Source organism: Pseudomonas sp. ICBG1301, assembly GCF_016918385.1.
In the GTDB taxonomy this organism is placed as follows: Bacteria; Pseudomonadota; Gammaproteobacteria; order Pseudomonadales; family Pseudomonadaceae; genus Aquipseudomonas; species Aquipseudomonas palleroniana.
Window position 1 is genome coordinate 276,333 of record NZ_JAEKGB010000003.1, and the last position, 21,233, is coordinate 297,565.

Below are 21,233 nucleotides of genomic sequence, written 5' to 3' on the forward strand. Positions count from 1 at the left end.
AAAAGAATAATTCACAAGGAGTATGAATGTGACTGCGCTAAATCTGATTCCAGGCCAACTGAGTCTTGCTCAACTGCGGGCCATCTACCAACAGCCGGTAACCCTCAGCCTGGATGACAGCGCCACGGCGCAGATCGATGCCAGCGTCGCCTGCGTGGAGCAGATTCTCGCCGAGAACCGCACCGCCTACGGCATCAACACCGGGTTCGGCTTGCTGGCCTCGACCCGTATCGCCAGCGAAGACCTGGAAAACCTGCAGCGCTCCCTGGTGCTGTCGCACGCCGCCGGCGTCGGCGAGCCGATCAGCGATGCGCTGGTGCGGCTGATCATGGTGCTCAAGGTCAACAGTCTGAGCCGTGGCTTCTCCGGGATTCGCCGCCAGGTGATCAACGCGCTTATCGCGCTGATCAACGCCGAGGTGTACCCGCACATTCCGCTTAAAGGCTCGGTGGGTGCCTCCGGTGACTTGGCGCCATTGGCCCATATGTCGCTGGTGCTGCTCGGCGAAGGCAAGGCGCGTTACAAGGGCCAATGGCTGGAAGCCACCGAAGCGCTGAAAGTCGCCGGCCTGACGCCACTGACCCTGGCCGCCAAAGAAGGCCTGGCGCTGCTCAACGGTACCCAGGTGTCCACGGCCTATGCCCTGCGTGGCCTGTTCGAAGGCGAAGACCTGTTCGCCGGCGCCCTGGCGTGCGGTGGCCTTACCGTGGAAGCCGTGCTCGGTTCGCGCTCGCCGTTCGATGCACGCATTCACGCGGCACGCGGCCAGCGTGGGCAGATCGATTCGGCAGCGGCTTATCGTGACCTGCTGGGCGACAGCAGCGAAGTGTCCAAGTCGCACCAGAACTGCGACAAAGTGCAAGACCCGTACTCCCTGCGCTGCCAGCCGCAAGTCATGGGCGCCTGCCTGACCCAGTTCCGCCAGGCTGCCGAAGTGCTGGTGGTGGAAGCCAATGCCGTGTCGGACAACCCATTGGTATTTGCTGCCGAAGGCGACGTGATCTCCGGCGGTAACTTCCACGCCGAACCGGTGGCCATGGCCGCCGACAATATCGCCTTGGCCATCGCCGAAATCGGCTCCCTGAGCGAGCGTCGTATCTCGTTGATGATGGACAAGCACATGTCGCAACTGCCGCCGTTCCTGGTGGGCAATGGCGGGGTGAACTCCGGCTTCATGATCGCCCAGGTGACGGCGGCGGCGCTTGCCAGTGAGAACAAGGCGTTGGCCCATCCCCATAGTGTCGACAGCCTGCCGACGTCCGCCAACCAGGAAGACCATGTGTCGATGGCTCCAGCCGCCGGCAAGCGTTTGTGGGAAATGGCTGAAAACACCCGTGGCATCCTGGCAGTGGAATGGCTGGCTGCCTGCCAGGGCCTGGATCTGCGCGATGGCTTGAAAACCTCGACGAAACTGGAAAAAGCCCGCGGCCTGTTGCGCGCTAAAGTCGGTTTCTACGACAAGGACCGCTTCTTCGCCCCGGATATCAATGCCGCCAGCGAACTGCTCGCCAGCCGCTGCCTGAATGAACTGGTGCCGGCCAAGTTGTTGCCAAGCCTCTAACCGCAAACTTGTAGTGAGCGGGCTTGCCCCGCGCTGGGTGGCGAAGCCGCCCCAACAAGGGCGCCGCGGTTCTTCAGATAGACCGAGGTGCCTGGTATCGGGGCGGCTTCGCCGCCCAGCGCGGGGCAAGCCCGCTCACTACAGGCTCGGTTTTTCTCGGGATAAGAATAATTAGGGAAGAGAAATGCACCAGCAAGAAAAGGGTTTGAAACGCGGGCTTTCAGCTCGACATATTCGCTTCATGGCACTCGGCTCGGCCATCGGCACCGGGTTGTTCTACGGTTCCGCCTCCGCCATCCAGATGGCCGGTCCTGCCGTGCTCCTGGCCTACCTGATCGGCGGCGCCGCCGTGTTCATGGTAATGCGCGCCCTCGGCGAGATGGCGGTGCACAACCCGGTGGCCGGCTCTTTTGGCCAATACGCCAGTACTTACCTGGGGCCTATGGCCGGCTTCATCCTCGGTTGGACCTACGCGTTTGAAATGATCATCGTCTGCCTCGCCGACGTCACCGCCTTCGGCATCTATATGGGCTTCTGGTTTCCGGAAGTTGCGCGCTGGGTCTGGGTGCTGGGCATCGTGTTTCTGATCGGCGGCCTGAACCTGTGCAACGTCAAAGTCTTTGGCGAAATGGAGTTCTGGCTGTCGCTGCTCAAGGTCGGCGCCATTGTCGCGATGATCCTCGGCGGCTTGGGCATCATGCTCTTGGGCATTCACTCGGCCGGTGAAACCCAGGCCAGTGGCCTGAGCAACCTCTGGGCCCATGGCGGTTTTATGCCCAACGGCGTCGGTGGCTTGATCGCCTCGTTCGCGGTGGTGATGTTCGCCTTCGGTGGCATTGAAATCATCGGCATCACCGCCGGTGAAGCCAAAGACCCGCAACGCGTGATCCCCAAGGCGATCAACGCCGTGCCGTTGCGCATCCTGTTGTTCTACGTGCTGACCTTGTTGGTGTTGATGGCGATCTACCCTTGGCCGCAGATCGGCAGTCAGGGCAGTCCGTTTGTGCAGATCTTCAGCAACCTCGGCATCGGCTCGGCAGCGACCCTGCTCAATATTGTGGTGATTTCGGCGGCGGTGTCGGCCATCAACAGTGACATCTTCGGCGCCGGTCGCATGATGTACGGCCTGGCCCAGCAAGGGCAGGCGCCAAAGGGGTTTGCCCGGTTGTCCCGGCAGGGCGTGCCGTGGATGACCGTGGTGGTGATGGGCGCGGCGTTGCTCGGCGGCGTGGTGCTCAACTACCTGATCCCGGAAAACGTGTTCCTGCTGATCGCCTCGATTGCCACGTTTGCCACCGTGTGGGTGTGGCTGATGATCCTGTTCACCCAGGTGGCCATGCGCCGTTCCATGACCCGGGAGCAAGTGGCCGAGTTGAAATTCCCGGTGCCGTTCTGGCCCTATGCGCCGGCTGCGGCCATCGTCTTCATGCTGTTCGTGTTTGGTGTGCTGGGGTACTTCCCGGACACCCAGGCCGCTTTGCTGGTCGGGGCTGTATGGATCGTGTTGTTGGTGGTGGCTTACCTGCTGTGGGTCAAGCCTGCTGCCGGACAAGCGGCCAAGGTCCATTACGAGTCGGTTCTGTCTCATCGTTAACTTAGGGAGGCGTTGATGAAAACGCTTTGGCAACACTGCCACGTCGCAACCATGGCTCATGGCAAGTACTCGATCATCGAGGATGCCGCCATGGTCACCGCAGGTTCGCTCATCGAGTGGATCGGCCCCCGCAGCCAGGCGCCGACGGCGGACTACGCCCAGGTGCATGACCTGCAAGGCGCGTGGGTTACCCCCGGGCTGATCGACTGCCACACCCACACGGTGTTCGGCGGCAATCGCAGCGGCGAATTCGAGCAGCGCCTGGAAGGCGTCAGCTATGCCGAAATCGCGGCCAAGGGTGGCGGTATTGCCAGCACCGTGCGCGCCACCCGTGCCGCCACCGAAGACGAACTGTTCGAAAGCAGCCGCAAGCGCCTGCGCAGTTTGTTGCGTGACGGCGTGACCACGGTCGAGATCAAGTCCGGTTACGGCCTGGACCTGGCCAACGAACGCAAGATGCTGCGGGTTGCGCGGCGCCTCGGCGAAGCTCTCCCGGTCAGCGTGCGTGCGACATGCCTGGCTGCCCACGCATTGCCGCCGGAATACAAGGATCGCGCCGACGCTTACATCGAACACATCTGTACCGAGATGCTGCCCGCCCTGGCAGCCGAAGGGCTGGTGGATGCGGTGGATGCCTTCTGCGAATACCTGGCGTTTTCCCCGGAGCAGGTGGAGCGTGTCTTCCAAGTCGCCCAGCAACTGGGCCTGCCGGTGAAGCTGCACGCCGAGCAACTGTCATCGTTGCATGGCTCCAGCCTGGCGGCGCGCTATCACGCGTTGTCGGCGGACCATCTGGAATTCATGACCGAAGCCGACGCCATCGCCATGGCCGCCTCCGGCACCGTCGCCGTCTTGCTGCCGGGCGCGTTCTACTTCCTGCGCGAAACCCAACTGCCGCCGATGGACGCCCTGCGCAAACACGGGGTGAAGATCGCCATCGCCAGCGACCTAAACCCCGGCACTTCGCCGGCGCTGTCGGTGCGCCTGATGCTGAACATGGCCTGCACCCTGTTCCGCATGACCCCGGAAGAAGCCCTGGCTGGCGCCACCCAACATGCGGCCACCGCCCTGGGGATGGGGGACAGCCATGGTTCGCTGGAAGTGGGCAAGGTTGCGGATTTTGTCGCATGGCAGATCGATCGTCCCGCCGACCTGGCCTACTGGCTGGGTGGCGAGCTGGATAAACGCGTTGTGCGCCATGGCGTCGACGTCACTGTTTGAGGAGTGTTGTTGTGGATAAGGTTCTGACATTCAAACAAGGCCGTGTACCCCTGTTGATCAGCATGCCCCACGCCGGTGTGCGCCTGACGCCAGCTGTCGAAGCCGGCTTGATCCCCGAGGCGCAAAGCCTGCCGGACACCGACTGGCACATCCCTACGTTGTATGACTTTGCCGAAGAACTGGGCGCCAGCATCCTGGCGGCCGAGTACTCGCGGTTTGTGATCGACCTTAACCGCCCGTCTGACGATAAGCCGTTGTATGTCGGTGCAACCACCGGCCTGTACCCGGCGACCTTGTTCGACGGCGTGCCGTTGTTCCGTGAAGGGCTGGAACCCGACGAGAGCGAACGCGCCAGCTACCTGCAAAAGGTCTGGGGGCCGTATCACCGCACGCTGCAAGAGGAACTGGCCCGGCTCAAGGCCGAGTTCGGCTATGCCTTGCTGTTCGATGCGCACTCGATCCGTTCGGTCATCCCGCACCTGTTCGAGGGGAAATTGCCGGACTTCAACCTCGGTACGTTCAACGGTGCCGCCTGTGACCCGGAGTTGGCCAGTCAGCTTGAGGCTATCTGCGCCAGCCATCCGCAGTACACCCATGTGCTGAACGGGCGCTTCAAGGGTGGGCATATCACCCGGCACTACGGTAACCCGGCCCAGGACATCCATGCCGTGCAGCTGGAATTGGGGCAGTGCACTTATATGGAAGAGTTCGAACCGTTCCGTTATCGCGCGGACCTGGCCGAGCCGACACGCGTGGTGTTGAAGCAGTTGCTGGAGGCGTTTTTGGCCTGGGGGCAAAAGCGCTACGGCTGAACTGTCATCGGGAGCAATGCCCCTAGCTGTGTGAACCCGATCAAAGGTCGGAGGGGGCTTGCCCCCGATGACGCGTGTACAGTCGCCACAGTGCAACTGTCGGTCGCCACCGTTCGTGTTGAGCGCATCCCTGCTGGGTAAGGTTGTTGAATAAAAACAGCCGAGTGAGCCCGCATCCATGAAAAAACTGTTGTTGTCCCTCACTGGTGCCGTGCTGCTCAGCGCGAATGCCATGGCCGCCGAGCCAAGTTCCTGCAAAAACATCCGTATGGGCGTGGTCAGCTGGACCGATGTGATCGCCACCTCCGGCATGGCCGACGTATTGCTCAACGGGCTGGGCTACGACAGCAAGCAGACCAGCGCCGTGCAGCAGATCATCTTTGCCGGAATTCGCGACAAGCGCCTGGATATCTTCCTGGGTTACTGGAAGCCGGCGATGGACAACAACATCGCGCCGTTCCTGGCGGCCAAGCAGGTCAAGGTCTTCGACAAACCCAGCCTCGCCGACGCCCAGGCGACCCTGGCCGTGCCGCAATACGTTGCGGATGCGGGCCTGAAAACCTTCGCCGATATCACCCGCTTCAAGGACAAGCTGGGCGGCAAGATCTATGGCATCGAGCCCGGCAGCGGGGCCAACACCGATATCCAGAAAATGATCGACACCGACCACTTCGGCCTCGGCGGTTTCAAGCTGGTCGCTTCGGGGGAGGCCGGCATGCTGGCGGCGGTGCAGCGCGCAGTGAATCGCAAGGAGTTCGTGGTGTTTGTAGGTTGGACCCCGCACCCGATGAATATCAATATGAAGATGACCTACCTTACCGGCAGTGACGATGTGTTTGGCCCTGACGAAGGCCGCGCCACGGTCTCCACCGTCACCGCGCCGGACTTCGCCGAGCGCTGCCCCAACGCGAACCGGCTGCTGGAAAACCTGACCTTCACTGCCGCCCAGGAAAGCCAGTTGATGGTGCCGATCATGGAACGCCAGTCGCCCCAGGAGGTGGCCAGGCAGTGGCTGCGCGATCACCCCGAGGATTTGCAGCGCTGGCTGGCCGGCGTTCAAGCGTTTGACGGCAGTGATGGCACGGCGGCGGTTCAGGCCAGCCTCAAGCCCTGAGGCAATCACAAATCCAAATGTGGGAGGGGGCTTGCTCCCACAGTTTGATCTTCATTGCTAAGGATAGGCGCGCATGTATCCAATTTCTCCGCAACTTGCTGCTTTCATCGCCAAAACCGAATCTTTCATCAGCGACGACTCATCCCTGGCCAGTTTGCGCCAGAACTACGACCGCATGTGCCGTGCGTTCACCCCGCCTCGGCCAGAAGGCCTGCTTATTGAAGACTTCTGCATTGGCGGTGTTGGCGTACGCAGCTACCAGCCTGCTGGTCCCGCGCCGGCCGAAGAATGGCCCTGCCTCCTTTATATGCACGGTGGCGGCTGGGCCGTCGGCGGCCTGGATTCCCACGATTTCATCTGCTTCGAACTGGCCACAGCCCTGCATGTGCTGGTGATCGCCATCGATTACCGGCTGGCGCCTGAGCATCCGTTTCCGGCGGCTTATGAGGATTGCCGGGCCGTGTGGCAAGCAATCCAGTCAGGGGAGGCGCCATACCGCATTAGCCTGCAGCGCCTGGCGGTGGTTGGTGACAGTGCCGGCGGCAACCTGGCGGCGGCCTTGTGCCTGGGCTTGCGCGATGACGGCCAGCCGCTGCCGTGTGTCCAAGTGCTGATCTACCCGGGGCTGGGTAGCCCGGCCGATTTGCCGTCGCGTCGTGATTGCAGGGACGCGCCGTTGCTCAGCACCGACGACGCCGATTATTACTCGGGGCTGTACCTGCAAGGTGCAGGCAAGCCATCGGCTTATGCCATGCCGCTGTTGGCCGAGGATTTGCGCCGTTTGCCCAACGCCCTGGTCGTGGTGGCCCAATTCGACCCGCTACGCGACGACGGCATGTTGTATGCCGAGCGCTTGCAAGCGGCGGGTGTCAACGCCGTGCTGTACCCGGGCAAAGGTTTGATCCATGGCTGTTTGCGCGCACGCGGTCAAGTGCCGGAGGTGGATCGATTGTATGACTACCTGCTGCAGTTCCTGAGGCGCGAAGTGCTGACACAGGTCTAATTGCTCAAGGACATGCTCATTGCACAATTCGGGTTTATGATGCCAGACGGCAAAATAATAGACGTCCCCCCAGGGATGACCCCGACACCCTACGGAGCGCGCAATGCAGACTTGGTACCCGCAGATCAAACCCTACGCCCGGCACGATCTGGCTGTCGATGACATCCACACCCTATACGTCGATGAAAGTGGCTCTCCCGAAGGCTTGCCGGTTATCTTCATCCATGGTGGCCCCGGTGCCGGCTGCGACGCCAACAGCCGCTGCTACTTCGATCCGAACCTGTACCGCATCGTCACCTTCGACCAGCGCGGCTGCGGGCGCTCCACCCCTCGCGCCAACCTGGAAAACAACACCACCTGGGATCTGGTCGCCGACATGGAGCGCATCCGCGAACACCTGGGTATCGATAAATGGGTGCTGTTCGGTGGCTCCTGGGGCTCGACCCTGGCACTGGCCTACGCGCAAACCCACCCGGAGCGCGTGCACGGCCTGATCGTACGCGGCATTTTCCTGGCTCGCCCCCAGGACATCCACTGGTTCTACCAGGAGGGCGCCAGCCGCATGTTCCCGGATTACTGGCAGGACTACCTCGCGCCGATCCCGCAGGATGAACGCCACGATCTGCTCGGCGCCTACCACAAGCGCCTGACCGGCAACGACCAGATTGCCCAGATGCACGCGGCCAAGGCGTGGTCGACCTGGGAAGGGCGCATGCTGGGCCTGTGCCCGAACCCTGCGCAGGTGGAGCGGTTTGCCGAGCCGCAGCGTGCGCTGTCCATCGCCCGCATCGAGTGCCATTACTTCACTAACAACTCTTTCCTTGAACCCGACCAACTGATTCGCGATATGCACAAGATCGCCCATCTGCCTGGCGTAATCATCCATGGCCGCTACGATATGATCTGCCCACTGGATAACGCCTGGGCGCTGCATCAGGCGTGGCCCAACAGTGAACTGCAGGTTATTCGCGAAGCTGGCCATGCCGCATCTGAACCCGGCATCACCGATGCGTTGGTGCGTGCAACCGGCGAAATGGCGCGCAGCCTGCTTGACCTGCCGCCTGAGGAAGCATGAAGGGCTTGTTGCAACGGGTGCGCGGCGCCCGGGTCGAGGTAGCGGGCGATGTCGTAGGGGCGATCGACCAGGGTTTATTGGTGCTGGTCGCCGTCGAACCTGCAGATACGCCCGAGAGCGCCGACAAACTTTTGCACAAGCTGCTTAACTATCGAGTGTTCAGCGATGATGAGGGCAAGATGAACTTGTCTTTGAAGGACATCGACGGTGGTTTGCTGCTGGTGTCGCAGTTCACCCTGGCAGCGGATACCAAGAGCGGGCTGCGGCCGAGCTTCTCCACGGCGGCCCCTCCGGCCCTGGGAGCGGCGCTTTTTGAACACTTGCTGTTACAAGCGCAACAATTGCATGGCAAGGTGGCGTCAGGGCGTTTTGGCGCGGATATGCAGGTGCATTTGGTCAATGATGGCCCTGTGACCTTCCTCTTACAGACATGAATGTATTAAAAACGACTTTAATGCCTAAAAACGCAGGGTTTCACTACAAATACTTCGTTGTCCCTGATGCGTTGTTTCGCGGGCTACTAGATAATCGCGCGCTACGGGGATCAGCGTTGTTTGGTCCATTTTTGACTTAGGTAGAGACTTGTCCGATAGCCTTTTGGGGAATCATTTTGACCCAGGGGAGTCGGAACAATGCTCGCCAACCTGGCATATAGATAGCTGGCCGTTGGTTTTTTGATCTGTTTTCGGCGAGGGTTGCTCGTGATTGTTAGTCCCTGTAATGCACCAAAATTGTCTGCCAAACGGTTACGAAACGCACTGGTGACGGGCTCTGCCCTGTTTTGCCTGTTCGGCGCGGGTCAACTGTGGGCATTCAGTCTGGATGATGTGTCGGCCAAGGCAAAAGAGCTGGCCGGGCAAAAATACGAAGCTCCGCGCAGCAATTTGCCAAACGAATTCCGCGAAATGAAATTCGCTGACTACCAGAAGATTCGTTTCCGCAACGAAAAAGCCGAGTGGGCCGATCAGAACACCCCGTTCAAGCTGTCCTTCTATCACCAGGGTATGCATTTCGATACACCGGTGAAAATCAACGAAGTGACCGCCGACAGCGTCCAGGAAATCAAGTACGACCCGACTCGTTTCGATTTCGGCGACGTGAAGTTTGACCCTAAAGCCACCGAACAGCTGGGTTATGCCGGTTTCCGTGTGCTGTACCCGATCAACAAGGCTGACAAGCAAGACGAAATCATGACCATGCTGGGCGCGAGCTATTTCCGCGTTGTCGGCAAGGGTCAGACTTATGGTTTATCCGCCCGTGGCATGGCGATCGACACTGCCTTGCCGTCCGGCGAGGAGTTCCCGCGTTTCACCGAGTTCTGGATCGAGCGTCCGAAACCGGGCGAGAAACAACTGGTGATCTATGCCTTGCTGGACTCTCCACGGGCCACCGGTGCGTATCGCCTGACGCTGCGTCCGGGTGCCGACACCATTGTCGACGTCAAGTCCCAGATGTTCCTGCGCGACAAGGTCAGCAAGCTGGGCATTGCCCCGCTGACCAGCATGTACCTGTTCGGCGCCAACCAGCCGTCCAAGGTGCTCAACTACCGTCGTGAGCTGCACGACTCCAGCGGGCTGTCGATCCACGCCGGTAATGGCGAGTGGATCTGGCGCCCGCTGAACAACCCTAAACACCTGTCGGTCAGCAGCTTCGCCGTGGAAAACCCGAAAGGTTTCGGCCTGCTGCAGCGCGGTCGCGACTTCAGCCACTACGAAGATTTGGACGACAACTACGACAAGCGCCCAAGCGCCTGGATCGAGCCCGAAGGCGACTGGGGCAAAGGCACCGTCAACCTGGTGGAAATCCCGACCGCCGATGAGACCAACGACAACATCGTTGCCTTCTGGAGCCCGGAAAAGCTGCCTGAAGTCGGCCAGCCGCTGGACGTTTCCTACCGCCTGCACTGGACCATGGACGAGAAATCCCTGCACCCGAGCGATAGCGCCTGGGTCAAGCAGACCCTGCGTTCCACGGGTGACGTGAAGCAGTCGAACCTGATTCGCCAGCCTGACGGCAGCGTGGCCTACCTGGTGGACTTCGAAGGCCCGTCCCTCAAGGCACTGCCTGCGGACGCCCCGGTGCGCAGCCAGGTGAGTGTCGGCGACAACGCCGAACTGGTTGAAAACAGCGTGCGTTACAACGAGCACACCAAAGGCTGGCGCCTGACCCTGCGAATGAAGATCAAGGACGCAAGCAAACCGACCGAAATGCGTGCAGCGCTGGTGCAAGATGTTCCTCCGCCGGCGCCTGAGCAGGACTCGAGCCATGTGCTCAAGGCCGACAAGGTCCTGGCCAAGCAGCACGAGAAACAGGCCAAGAAAGACGCCAAGGACGCGAAAGACAAGGAAGCCAAACAGCCCGAAGCTGCCCCTGCCACCCCAGAGCCGGCCAAGACCGAACAAGTCCTGACCGAGACCTGGAGCTACCAGTTGCCTGCCGATGAGTAATTCACAAGCCAAGCCAGAGACGCTGTCCGAGTACCTGGCGCATCTCCCGTTGACTGCCGAGCAGCGCGCCGAACTGGCGGGTTGCACCTCCTTCAGCGAATTGCACGAACGCCTGTCGTCGAAGACGTTCGACGCACCGACCGACGCTGCCCAGGCGTCGGTTGGCACGCGCTTGACCCTCAGTACCGCCGAGGAGCTGCAAGACGCCGAAATGCTTGTGCTCGACGCCAGCGGCCGGGTCAGCCTGAAGGCCACGCCACCGATCCGTCGGACCAAGGTGGTGCCCGAGCCATGGCGTACCAACATCCTGGTACGTGGCTGGCGCCGCTTGACCGGCCGCACCAACCCCCCCAAGCCGCCGAAAGACGAGCGTGTACTGCCGGCCGCGCGCTGGCGGACCGTGGGTTCGATCCGCCGCTATATCCTGCTGATATTGATGCTTGGCCAGACCATCGTGGCCGGCTGGTACATGAAAGGCATCATGCCGTACCAGGGCTGGTCGCTGGTCGACTTCGACGAGATCCGCAACCAGACGCTGCTGCAAACCGCCACGCAGGTACTGCCTTACGCTCTGCAGACCAGCATCCTGATCATGTTCGGGATCTTGTTCTGCTGGGTCTCGGCCGGTTTCTGGACCGCGCTGATGGGCTTCCTGGAACTGCTTACGGGTCACGATAAATACCGCATCTCCGGTAAAAGTGCCGGTGACGAGCCGATTCCGAAGGACGCCCGTACCGCGCTGGTCATGCCCATCTGCAACGAAGACGTGCCCCGGGTATTTGCCGGTTTGCGCGCTACCTTCGAGTCGGTGGCCGCCACGGGCGACCTGGACCGCTTCGATTTCTTCGTGCTCAGCGACAGTAACGACGCCGATATCTGCATCGCCGAACAACAGGCCTGGCTGGACGTGTGCCGCGAAGCCGGTGGCTTCGGCAAGATCTTCTACCGCCGCCGTCGCCGCCGCGTTAAGCGTAAAAGCGGTAACCTCGACGACTTCTGCCGTCGCTGGGGCGGTGACTACAAGTACATGGTGGTGCTCGACGCCGACAGCGTGATGAGCGGCGAATGCCTGACCAGCCTGGTACGCCTGATGGAAGCCACGCCGGACGCGGGGATTATCCAGACCGCGCCGCGTGCGTCGGGCATGGACACGCTGTATGCGCGCATGCAGCAGTTCGCCACCCGCGTGTACGGCCCGTTGTTTACTGCCGGCCTGCACTTCTGGCAGTTGGGTGAATCCCACTACTGGGGCCACAACGCAATTATCCGCATGAAGCCGTTCATCGAGCACTGCGCCTTGGCGCCGTTGCCAGGCAAAGGCGCGTTCGCCGGTGCGATTCTGTCCCACGACTTCGTCGAAGCTGCGCTGATGCGCCGTGCAGGCTGGGGCGTGTGGATCGCCTATGATTTGCCGGGCAGCTACGAAGAACTGCCGCCCAACCTGCTGGATGAACTCAAGCGTGACCGCCGCTGGTGCCACGGCAACCTGATGAACTTCCGCCTGTTCCTGGTCAAGGGCATGCACCCGGTGCACCGTGCGGTGTTCCTCACCGGCGTGATGTCCTACCTGTCGGCGCCGTTGTGGTTCTTCTTCCTGGTGTTGTCGACCGCGCTGCTGGCGGTCAATACCCTGATGGAGCCGCAGTACTTCATGGCGCCGCGCCAGTTGTACCCGCTGTGGCCACAGTGGCATCCGGACAAGGCGGTGGCGCTGTTCTCCACCACCATCGTGCTGCTGTTCCTGCCTAAACTGCTGAGCATCATCCTGATCTGGGCCAAGGGCGCGAAAGAGTTCGGTGGCAAGTTCAAGGTGACGCTGTCGATGCTGCTGGAGATGCTGTTCTCCATGCTGCTGGCGCCGGTGCGGATGATCTTCCACACCCGCTTCGTACTGGCCGCGTTCCTCGGTTGGGCTGCGACCTGGAATTCGCCGCAACGTGACGACGATTCCACGCCATGGAGCGAGGCCGTCAAGCGCCACGGTCCGCAAACCGTGCTGGGCTTTTTGTGGGCCTTGTTGGTGGTGTGGTTGAACCCAAGCTTCCTGTGGTGGCTGATCCCGATCGTCGGCTCGCTGATGTTGTCGATCCCGGTGTCGGTGATCTCCAGCCGGGTCAAGTTGGGCCTCAAGTCCCGCGACGAGAGCCTGTTCCTGATCCCCGAGGAGTACAACCCGCCGCAAGCGCTGTTGTCGACCGAGCAGTACACCCACGAAAACCGTTGGCACGCCCTGCATGACGGGTTTGTACGCTCGGTGGTCGACCCGCAGCAGAACGCCCTGGCCTGCGCCCTGGCGACTTCGCGCCACCGTCAGGCGGAGCCGATCGAGCACCTGCGTGCCGAGCGGGTGCGTCATGCGTTGAAAGTCGGCCCGGCCGCACTTAACAACGCTGAACGCCTGGCCCTGCTCAGCGATCCGGTAGCCCTGGCCCGCCTGCACCAGCAGGTCTGGAGTGAAGGTCACGCCGAATGGCTGGGCGCCTGGCGTGCCTCGATCAAGGCTGATCCGCACGCGCCGTTGCTGCCGCTGCAACCGCTGTCGTCCCAGGCCCAGCCGGCCTGATTCAGACGCCCCCGAAGGCTCACTTCGGGGGCGCTTGAAACGCTGGTCCTACGGCGTTTCGCGTCTCTTCCTTTTTGTTCTAACTCCTTGTTATTTCGAAACAAAAGACCTCGATTCGAGGCGTATTGCCGTGCCTGTGGCTGGGGTAGCATCGCCCCCCAGATTTGACTTGCCACGGGGGTATTCATGTTCAAGAGGTACGGTTCAGCATGGCTGATCGGCGTTGTCGCAGGCATCTACGCAGGTTGGTTGAATGCCGGTGCCCTCGATGATGCGGTTCGACGGGGAGTGCTGAAGGTCGGCACGACGCCCACCTACATCCCCTTTGAAATGACGGATAAGCAGGGGCGCATCGTCGGCTTCGAGATCGACCTGCTGCAGACCATGAGCCGTGCATTGGGGGTCGAGCTCGAGTTGGTGGCGGTGCCCTATACCGAGTTGCTGCCTGGCCTGATGACCAAGCAGTTTGACCTGATCGGCAGTGGCATGACGGTGACCCAGGAGCGCAACCTGAAACTGAATTTCAGCGACTCCTTTATCGTGGTCGGCCAAACCATCCTGCTGCACCCAAGCCTGGCCGGTAGGGTTTCCAGTATTGAAGACCTGGACAGTGCCGAGTACCGCGTCGCCGCCATTGCAGGCACCACCGGGCTGGCGGCGGCGCAGCGCTTCCTGGGCGCGGCGCGCCTGAGCAGTTTCGCAACCCCTGAAGAAGGTGTGCGTCAGGTCGTGGAGGGCAAGGCGGATGCCTTTGTGCACGATGCACCCTACAACCTGATTGCAATGACCCGCCCCGAGAACAGTGCGTTGCTGGTGCTCGAACAACCCTTCACCTTCGAACCGCTGGCCTTCGGCCTGAAGAAGGGCGACTACGATAGCCTCAACTGGATCAACCACTTCCTCAATCAGGTGGCCCAGGACGGGACCTACGATCGCCTGCACGACAAGTGGTTCAAGGACACTGCCTGGATGGCGGAAATCGACTGAAAGTCATAACTGTTTACACATAACCCAATGGATGAGTGACGAGGGCAATGTGTCTACGCCCATGCTTCGCTGCACCCATGTGGGGCATTTCCGACATACGCCGATAACATTTACCCGTGAAACCTTTGTGACGGGCAACGAGTGGGTTAGGATCGCACCCCGAAATGGTGCAGCCCTTTTGCGCGCCGCTCTTATAAGAACCGTCCAGGGGACTTGATGATGAAAAAGTATCTTTCGATGCTGATGCTCGGCGTCACGGCGTGGGTCGCCGCCACTGCGGCCCAGGCCGGTGCCATCGATGATGCGGTCAAGCGCGGCACGCTCAAAGTCGGCATGGACCCGACCTACATGCCGTTCGAAATGACAGACAAGCGCGGTGAAATCATCGGCTTCGAAGTCGACATCCTCAAGGCGCTGGCCAAGTCCATGGGCGTCAAGCTGGAGCTGGTCTCCACCGGTTATGACGGGATCATCCCGGCGTTCCTGACCGGTAAATTCGACATGATCGGCAGCGGCATGACCCTGACCCAGGAACGTAACCTGCGCCTGAACTTCAGCGAACCCTTCATCGTCGTCGGCCAGACCCTGCTGATACGTAAAGACCTGGAAGGCACCATCAAGTCCTATAAAGACCTGAACGACGAGAAGTTCCGCCTGACCTCCAAGCTCGGCACCACCGGTGAGATGGTCGCCAAAAAACTGATCTCCAAAGCCAAATACCATGGCTATGACAATGAGCAGGAAGGCGTACTGGACGTGGTCAACGGCAAGGCCGATGCCTTTGTGTATGACGCGCCTTACAACGTGGTCGCCGAGAAAAAAGTCGGTAACGGCAAGCTGGTGTTCCTGGAAGAACCGTTCACGTTCGAACCTTTGGCGTTCGGTTTGAAGAAAGGCGATTACGACAGCCTCAACTACATCAACAACTTCCTGCACCAGATCCGCAACGACGGCACCTACGATCGTATCCATGACAAGTGGTTCAAGAGCTCCGAGTGGCTCAAGGACATGGAATAAGGCTTAAGACCGAGTCGCGTCCTTCGCGAGCAAGCCCGCTCCCACATTTGACCGAGTTCCAGCATGAGCATGCGGTCGAGTGTGGGAGCGGGCTTGCTCGCGAAGGCGGTCTCACAGGCGACACATATCCCGGAAAGTGAAATGAAACAGAAAAAAGCCCAATGGCCCTGGCACCTGCTGACCGTGGTCGTGCTGGTCGGCCTGGCTGGCGCCTTGTACTACGCCACTTCGCTGATGTCCTACGAGTGGCGCTGGAACCGCGTACCGCAGTACTTCGCCTACCAGGCCGAGACCTCCCAGCGTGCCGCCGATATCTCCACCGTCGTTGAACTGGTGCGCAAGGGCGATGTGGCTGAAGTCACCCTGCGCAACGACGCCGGTGTAGAGCAGAAGCTGAGCGTGGCCGACAACAGCCTGCAAGTGGCACGTGGCGATGACGTAGCCGAGGGCGATGTGGTCGGCGTGACCCGCCACTGGGCGTTGGGCCCGCTGATGTGGGGCTTGTGGACCACCTTGTGGTTATCGGTGGTCTCCGGAGTGCTCGGGTTGGCGATCGGCTTGGCGACCGGCTTGTGCCGTCTCTCCAGCAACCCGACGTTGCGCGATCTGTCGACGATCTACGTCGAACTGGTGCGCGGAACGCCGTTGTTGGTGCAGATCTTCATTTTCTATTTCTTCATCGGCACCGTGCTCAACCTGTCCCGGGAGTTCGCCGGGGTGGCTGCGTTGTCACTGTTTACCGGCGCCTATGTGGCGGAAATCGTTCGTGCGGGTGTGCAGTCCATCGCCCGTGGTCAGAACGAAGCTGCGCGCTCCCTGGGGTTGAGTGTCAGCCAGTCGATGCGGCATGTGGTATTGCCGCAAGCCTTCAAGCGCGTGTTGCCGCCCTTGGCCGGGCAGTTTATCAGCCTGGTGAAGGACACCTCGCTGGTGTCGGTGATTGCGATTACCGAATTGCTCAAAAGCGGCCGGGAGGTGATCACCACCTCGTTCTCGCCATTTGAAATCCTGTTCTGTGTGGCAGGCTTGTACCTGCTGATCAACCTGCCGCTGTCGAAAATGGCCAGCCGGCTTGAGCGGAGGCTCGCGCAAAGTGATTGAAGTCCGCGATCTGGTAAAAGTCTTCGATACCCGTGGCCAGGTCGTGCGCGCGGTGGACCACGTGACCACCCAAGTGGCCAAGGGCGAAGTGCTGGTGGTGATCGGCCCGTCGGGCTCCGGCAAGTCCACCTTTCTGCGCTGTCTCAATGGCCTGGAAACGTTCGATTCGGGCTCGGTGAGCATCGACGGCCTGCAGCTGGCTGATCCGAAAACCGATGTGAACGCCTATCGGCGTGAAGTCGGCATGGTGTTCCAGCACTTCAACCTGTTCCCTCACATGACCGTGCTGGAAAACCTGTGCCTGGCGCAAAAGGTCGTGCGCAAGCGCGCCAAGAAAGAGCGCGAGGCCAAGGCCCTGGCGCTGCTGGAAAAAGTCGGTATTGCGCAAAAGGCCAACGAGTTTCCATCACGGTTATCCGGCGGCCAGCAGCAGCGCGTCGCAATTGCTCGCGCCCTGGCGATGGAGCCCAAGGTGATGTTGTTCGATGAACCCACCTCGGCGCTTGACCCGGAAATGGTCGGTGAAGTGCTCGACGTGATGAAGACCCTGGCCCTGGAAGGCATGACCATGGTCTGCGTCACCCACGAGATGGGGTTTGCCCGCGAAGTCGCCGACCGCGTGCTGTTCTTCGATCACGGCAAGTTACTCGAAGACGCGTCCCCGGCCGAGTTCTTCGATGCCCCCAAAGACCCGCGGGCCCAAGCGTTTTTACGCCAGGTCCTGTAAGCGTCAGAGCCTGAATTTGCCGATCAGCGTCTGCAAATCCAGGCTCAGCCGCGTCAACTGAACACTGGCGGCCGCCGTTTCTTCGCTGGCGGTCGCCGTCTGTTCCGACACATCCCGCACCTTCAACACACTGCGATTGATCTCCTCGGCCACCGCGCTTTGCTGCTCGGCGGCGGCGGCAATCTGCGGGTTCATGTCCTGGATGATCGACACCGTGCGCGCAATCGCCGCCAACGCTTGACCGGCATCGCGGGTCAGGCCGACGCTGGTGTCGGTCAGGTTTCGGCTGCTGTCCAGAATCTGCGCCACCTGCTCGGTGCCCTTGTTCAGGTCCAGGATCAGCCCTTCGATTTCTTCCGCTGATTCCTGGGTGCGTTGCGCCAGGCTGCGTACTTCATCGGCCACCACGGCAAACCCTTCTCCGGCACTCCCGGCGCGCGCCGCTTCGATGGCGGCGTTCAACGCCAGCAGGTTGGTTTGCTGGGACACGGATTTGATCACATCCAGCACGCTGCCGATCTTCTGGCTCTCCTGCTGCAAGGCGAGCATGGCGCGACTGGACAATGCCATTTCACTCGCCAGGTGACCAATTTGCTCCACCGCCTGCGCGACCACCTGTTCTCCGGCGCTGGCCTGTTGGTCTGCTTCCTGGGCGGCGGCCGACGCCTGTTCGGCGTGTCGCGAGACTTCATGGGCGGTCGCGAGCATTTCATTCATGGCCGTGGCCACCTGGTCGGTTTCGTCTTTCTGGTTGTTCACGCCCGTGCGGGTTTGCAAGGTGACGGCGGACAATTGGGTGGCCGCACTGGCGATCTGCCGGGCACTGTCGCCGATGCGGCTGATCAGGTTGCGCAGGTTGCGGGTCATTTGCCCGATGCTCTGTTGCAATTGGCCCAGCTCATCACGGCGGTCGGCCTGGGTGTCGTGGCTCAGGTCGCCGTCGGCGACGCGATGGGCAGCGGTGAGGATTGCGCGTAGCGGTACGGCAATCTGCCGGGCGATCCACCATGCGGCCAGGCCGCCGAGCAGCAAGGCTGTCACGGTGACGCTGATCAGCAGGAAACGTGTGTGGCTCGCGGCGTCATCCCCCTGGGCGTTCTGGCCTTCAATCAGCGCAAGGTTTTGCTCGCGTAGCTGGTTGAGTTGTTGTTCAAAGCGGTTTTGCACGGTTTCTGTGTTGAGCTGCGCGTCCTTGAGCCGGGTGAGTTGCTCGCGATAGGTGGCCAGGTCGGTTTTGAGCTGCGCCGAGTCGACAGGCAAGGTGGTGACTACGGCTTGGGCGACTTCCAGCGCGTCGAGCGTCTTGGCAATGGCCTCGGCGTAGGCTTGCAATGATTGCGCGGCCCATGCCGGGCTTTGCACACGCTCCTCGGCCTGCTCCATGGCCTGGCGCAACTGCTCGATGGCGCCATGGGCGTTGCCGTCTTCCGGGTCGGGTAATGCGCCGGCGAGCTGGACGAGCGTCTCACTGGCTTGCAGCGCCGTTCTTTTGAGCGCGGGGCGAATGCTCTCGCGTTGCTCGATCAAGGGCGGCAGTTGCACCAGGGCGGCCTTGAAATCCGCGACCCAGCGCGTTGCCTCCTGCAAGCGCTGCAGGTCGGCGGGGTCTTTCAAGCGGCTTGAAAGGTCGGCCAGGTGTGCGTCGATTTGTTCGATGCTGGTGGCCATCTTGGCCAGGCTGTCGGCGTCCGTCAGGGTGCGGTAAACGATACGATCAGCGCGCATGGCTTCTGTGTCGACGGCCAATCGTCCTAGCACCGTCAGGCTGCTGGTGTGATACAGCGCGGTGTTCAAGGCTTGCCAGCCGGTCATGGCGATCAGGAGACTGAGGATCAGCACTTGGCCGAATCCCAGGATGAGCTTGAGACGGACGCTGGCATTGACCAGCAAGTGGGTCAGCCGAGAAAACATGATGAGCCTCCAATCAGAAAAAGCGTTCGGTTAAAACGCTAAAACGATTCGAGGTGTTGGCGGGCTGATAACTGCGTAGGACGTTTCACAAATTGCGGCGGCCTTGATCGACCGCCGCAGCAAAGGGTCAGACGCGGAAGCGCCCGACCAAGGTCTGCAAGTAGATCCCAAGGCGCGCCAGTTCTGCGCTGGAGGTGGCGGTCTCTTCACTGGCCGACGACGTTTGCTCCGACACGTCGCGCACATTCAGCACACTACGGTTGATCTCTTCGGCGACGGCGCTCTGTTGCTCGGCGGCGGTAGCGATCTGCGAGTTCATCGCCTGGATGGTTGAGACCGTGCGGGTGATGCTCGCCAACGCACTGCCGGCGCGACGGGTCAATTCGACGCTGCTGTCGGTCAGGCCACGGCTGTTGTCCAGGATGCTGGCCACCTGCTGGGTGCCGCTTTGCAGGCCGACGATCAGTTCTTCGATCTCTTCGGTGGATTTCTGGGTGCGTTGGGCCAGGCTGCGCACCTCATCGGCCACCACCGCGAAACCGCGTCCGGCTTCACCGGCGCGCGCCGCTTCAATTGCCGCGTTCAGCGCCAACAGGTTGGTTTGCTGGGCGACCGACTTGATCACGTCGAGCACGCTGCCGATCTTGTCGCTTTCGCGTTTCAGATCGCCCATGGCGGTAGTGGAGTGGCCGACTTCGGTGGCCAGGCGCTCGATCTGGTCGATGGCTTCACTGACCACCTTGTCACCTTCACGCGCCTGTTGGTCGGCGGCCACGGCGGCTTCGGACGCTTCCTCGGCGTTGCGCGCCACCTCCTGCACGGTGGCAGCCATTTCGTTCATGGCGGTGGCCACCTGGTCGGTTTCGACCTTCTGGCTGTTGACCCCGGCGCTGGTTTGTTCGGTCACGGCCGACAGTTGTTCGGCGGCGCTGGCGATTTGCGTGACGCCGTCGCTGATGCCGCCGATCAGTTCACGCAGGCCCACGGTCATGCTTTGCATGGCGCGTTGCAACTGGCCCAGTTCATCCTGGCGCATCGAGTCCAGGTTGTGGCTCAGGTCGCCCGAGGCTACGCGCTCTGCGACTTTAAGCGTCTGGTTCAGTGGGATGACAATTTGGCGGGTGATGGCCATGGCGGCGATGATGCCGAAGATCAGTGCCAGCACGGTGGCCAGCAGTAACAGCTGTTTGGCCTGTACGACGTCAGCATCACGCACTGCCGTTTGCGAGGTGGTGAGCTTTTCGCTATGGCCCAACAGGATATCGCCTTGGGCCTTCATGGTCGCCATGGCCGCCGCGCTGGCAACCTGGGCGTCGCGATACTGGCTGACGGCAGCGCGATAGGCTTGCAGCGACACGCCGGCTTCTTGCAGGTTGGCCTGATACGGCTCCGGCAATTGGCCTTGCAGTTGGTTGATTTTTTTCAGGGCGTTGTCGATGGCATCCAGGGCCGGCTGTTCGGCCTCCGTCTTGCCGCTGTAGGTGTAGCCGCGAACCTGAAAGCGCGATTGCTGGATCAGCTTGCTCAAGTCCACCACGCTATTGAACTGGGCGACGCTGTCGCCTTGCAGCAGGGCTTTTTCGATTTCATTGATCTTGGCCACGGCGTTGTCAGCGGTGTCGCCCAATTGGCTGCGGGCGCCTTCACGCTTCAGACCGGCCTGGACCATGGCGGCGAAGGCTTTTTTGTATTGATTCAGAGCCTCCAGTTGCTGCTCGACCAGCGCCTTGTCGTTAGGCTGTTCGATCAGATCCAGGGCGGTTTTCAGGCCGCTGTCCAACTGCGTGAGCAAGCCATTGACCGCATCTGTACCTTGTTCACCACGACGCATCTCGAAGTCCAGGCGTGCCAGCCGCAGGTCTTTGGTCAGGCTGTTGAGGCTGGAAATAAAGCCAAGTTTGTCGCCACGACTGGTCACGTTGCTCAGGCCGGTCCAGCCGGTGAAGGTGATCAGTAGCGTCAGGATCAACACCAAGCCGAAGCCTACGCCCAGCTTGCGATTGACGCTCACATTCCCCAATTTTTCGGCTAACCAACGATACATGCTGCGATCTCCTTTGGAACAAGGCTTGGACTTATTCAAAGGCTATCGGCCGGCCG

The 21,233-nt window shown here is 61.2% G+C and carries 15 protein-coding genes and 2 pseudogenes; 14 read left to right on the forward strand and 3 right to left on the reverse strand.

Going from position 1 to position 21,233, the window contains the following annotated elements:
• Positions 1-22: 22 nt before the first annotated feature.
• The 14 genes and pseudogenes from hutH to JBE38_RS08555 all read left to right on the forward strand — a co-directional run bounded on the left by hutH (position 23) and on the right by JBE38_RS08555 (position 17,222).
• On the forward strand, positions 23-1,561 hold the full coding sequence (gene hutH, locus JBE38_RS08490; protein WP_145977739.1) for a histidine ammonia-lyase: 1,539 nt from the start codon (positions 23-25) through the stop codon (positions 1,559-1,561).
• A 184-nt stretch (positions 1,562-1,745) separates the two neighbouring features.
• The gene (locus JBE38_RS08495) at positions 1,746-3,155 is read left to right on the forward strand and encodes an amino acid permease (protein ID WP_060754581.1); all 1,410 of its coding nucleotides are present in this window, start codon (positions 1,746-1,748) and stop codon (positions 3,153-3,155) included.
• A 15-nt stretch (positions 3,156-3,170) separates the two neighbouring features.
• Complete coding sequence (gene hutI, locus JBE38_RS08500; protein WP_090367337.1) at positions 3,171-4,376, forward strand: imidazolonepropionase; 1,206 nt, start codon at positions 3,171-3,173, stop codon at positions 4,374-4,376.
• Between the two features lie 11 nt (positions 4,377-4,387).
• Positions 4,388-5,188 (forward strand): N-formylglutamate deformylase, encoded by an 801-nt coding sequence (gene hutG, locus JBE38_RS08505; RefSeq protein WP_090367335.1) that lies wholly within the window; start codon positions 4,388-4,390, stop codon positions 5,186-5,188.
• Between the two features lie 178 nt (positions 5,189-5,366).
• Positions 5,367-6,302 carry a choline ABC transporter substrate-binding protein gene (locus JBE38_RS08510; RefSeq protein WP_205344122.1) on the forward strand — a complete coding sequence of 312 codons (936 nt, stop codon included), beginning with the start codon at positions 5,367-5,369 and terminating at the stop codon, positions 6,300-6,302.
• Between the two features lie 73 nt (positions 6,303-6,375).
• The gene (locus JBE38_RS08515; protein ID WP_205344123.1) at positions 6,376-7,305 is read left to right on the forward strand and encodes an alpha/beta hydrolase; all 930 of its coding nucleotides are present in this window, start codon (positions 6,376-6,378) and stop codon (positions 7,303-7,305) included.
• Positions 7,306-7,408: 103 nt separating this feature from the next.
• Positions 7,409-8,380, forward strand: coding sequence for a prolyl aminopeptidase (gene pip, locus JBE38_RS08520; RefSeq protein ID WP_205344124.1), 972 nt, complete (start codon positions 7,409-7,411; stop codon positions 8,378-8,380).
• On the forward strand, positions 8,377-8,814 hold the full coding sequence (dtd, locus tag JBE38_RS08525) for a D-aminoacyl-tRNA deacylase (protein WP_205344125.1): 438 nt from the start codon (positions 8,377-8,379) through the stop codon (positions 8,812-8,814). The genes pip and dtd overlap by 4 nt, the downstream gene beginning before the upstream one ends.
• A gap of 267 nt (positions 8,815-9,081) precedes the next feature.
• Positions 9,082-10,827 carry a glucan biosynthesis protein gene (locus tag JBE38_RS08530; protein ID WP_205344126.1) on the forward strand — a complete coding sequence of 582 codons (1,746 nt, stop codon included), beginning with the start codon at positions 9,082-9,084 and terminating at the stop codon, positions 10,825-10,827.
• Positions 10,820-13,428: pseudogene (gene mdoH, locus JBE38_RS08535) on the forward strand (glucans biosynthesis glucosyltransferase MdoH). The gene JBE38_RS08530 and the pseudogene mdoH overlap by 8 nt, the downstream one beginning before the upstream one ends.
• A 148-nt stretch (positions 13,429-13,576) precedes the next feature.
• Positions 13,577-14,377 (forward strand): transporter substrate-binding domain-containing protein, encoded by an 801-nt coding sequence (locus tag JBE38_RS08540; protein ID WP_090367325.1) that lies wholly within the window; start codon positions 13,577-13,579, stop codon positions 14,375-14,377.
• Positions 14,378-14,596: 219 nt separating this feature from the next.
• Entirely contained in the window at positions 14,597-15,394 is a 798-nt protein-coding gene (locus JBE38_RS08545) for a transporter substrate-binding domain-containing protein (RefSeq protein WP_060754572.1), read from the forward strand.
• 141 nt (positions 15,395-15,535) lie between these two features.
• On the forward strand, positions 15,536-16,495 hold the full coding sequence (locus JBE38_RS08550) for an amino acid ABC transporter permease (protein ID WP_060754571.1): 960 nt from the start codon (positions 15,536-15,538) through the stop codon (positions 16,493-16,495).
• Positions 16,488-17,222, forward strand: a complete 735-nt coding sequence (locus tag JBE38_RS08555) for an amino acid ABC transporter ATP-binding protein (RefSeq protein ID WP_060754570.1) — start codon at positions 16,488-16,490, stop codon at positions 17,220-17,222. Before JBE38_RS08550 ends, JBE38_RS08555 begins: the two co-directional genes overlap by 8 nt.
• A 3-nt stretch (positions 17,223-17,225) precedes the next feature.
• On the opposite strand, the gene JBE38_RS08560 is transcribed toward JBE38_RS08555, so the two are convergent.
• The 3 genes and pseudogenes from JBE38_RS08560 to JBE38_RS27980 form a co-directional block, all read right to left on the reverse strand.
• Positions 17,226-19,133 carry a methyl-accepting chemotaxis protein gene (locus JBE38_RS08560; RefSeq protein WP_205344128.1) on the reverse strand — a complete coding sequence of 636 codons (1,908 nt, stop codon included), beginning with the start codon at positions 19,131-19,133 and terminating at the stop codon, positions 17,226-17,228.
• 127 nt (positions 19,134-19,260) lie between these two features.
• Positions 19,261-20,133 carry a methyl-accepting chemotaxis protein gene (locus tag JBE38_RS27975; RefSeq protein WP_425312350.1) on the reverse strand — a complete coding sequence of 291 codons (873 nt, stop codon included), beginning with the start codon at positions 20,131-20,133 and terminating at the stop codon, positions 19,261-19,263.
• Positions 20,119-21,177: pseudogene (locus JBE38_RS27980) on the reverse strand (methyl-accepting chemotaxis protein); the annotation flags it as partial. The pseudogene JBE38_RS27980 and the gene JBE38_RS27975, both read right to left, overlap by 15 nt.
• Positions 21,178-21,233 lie beyond the last annotated feature (56 nt).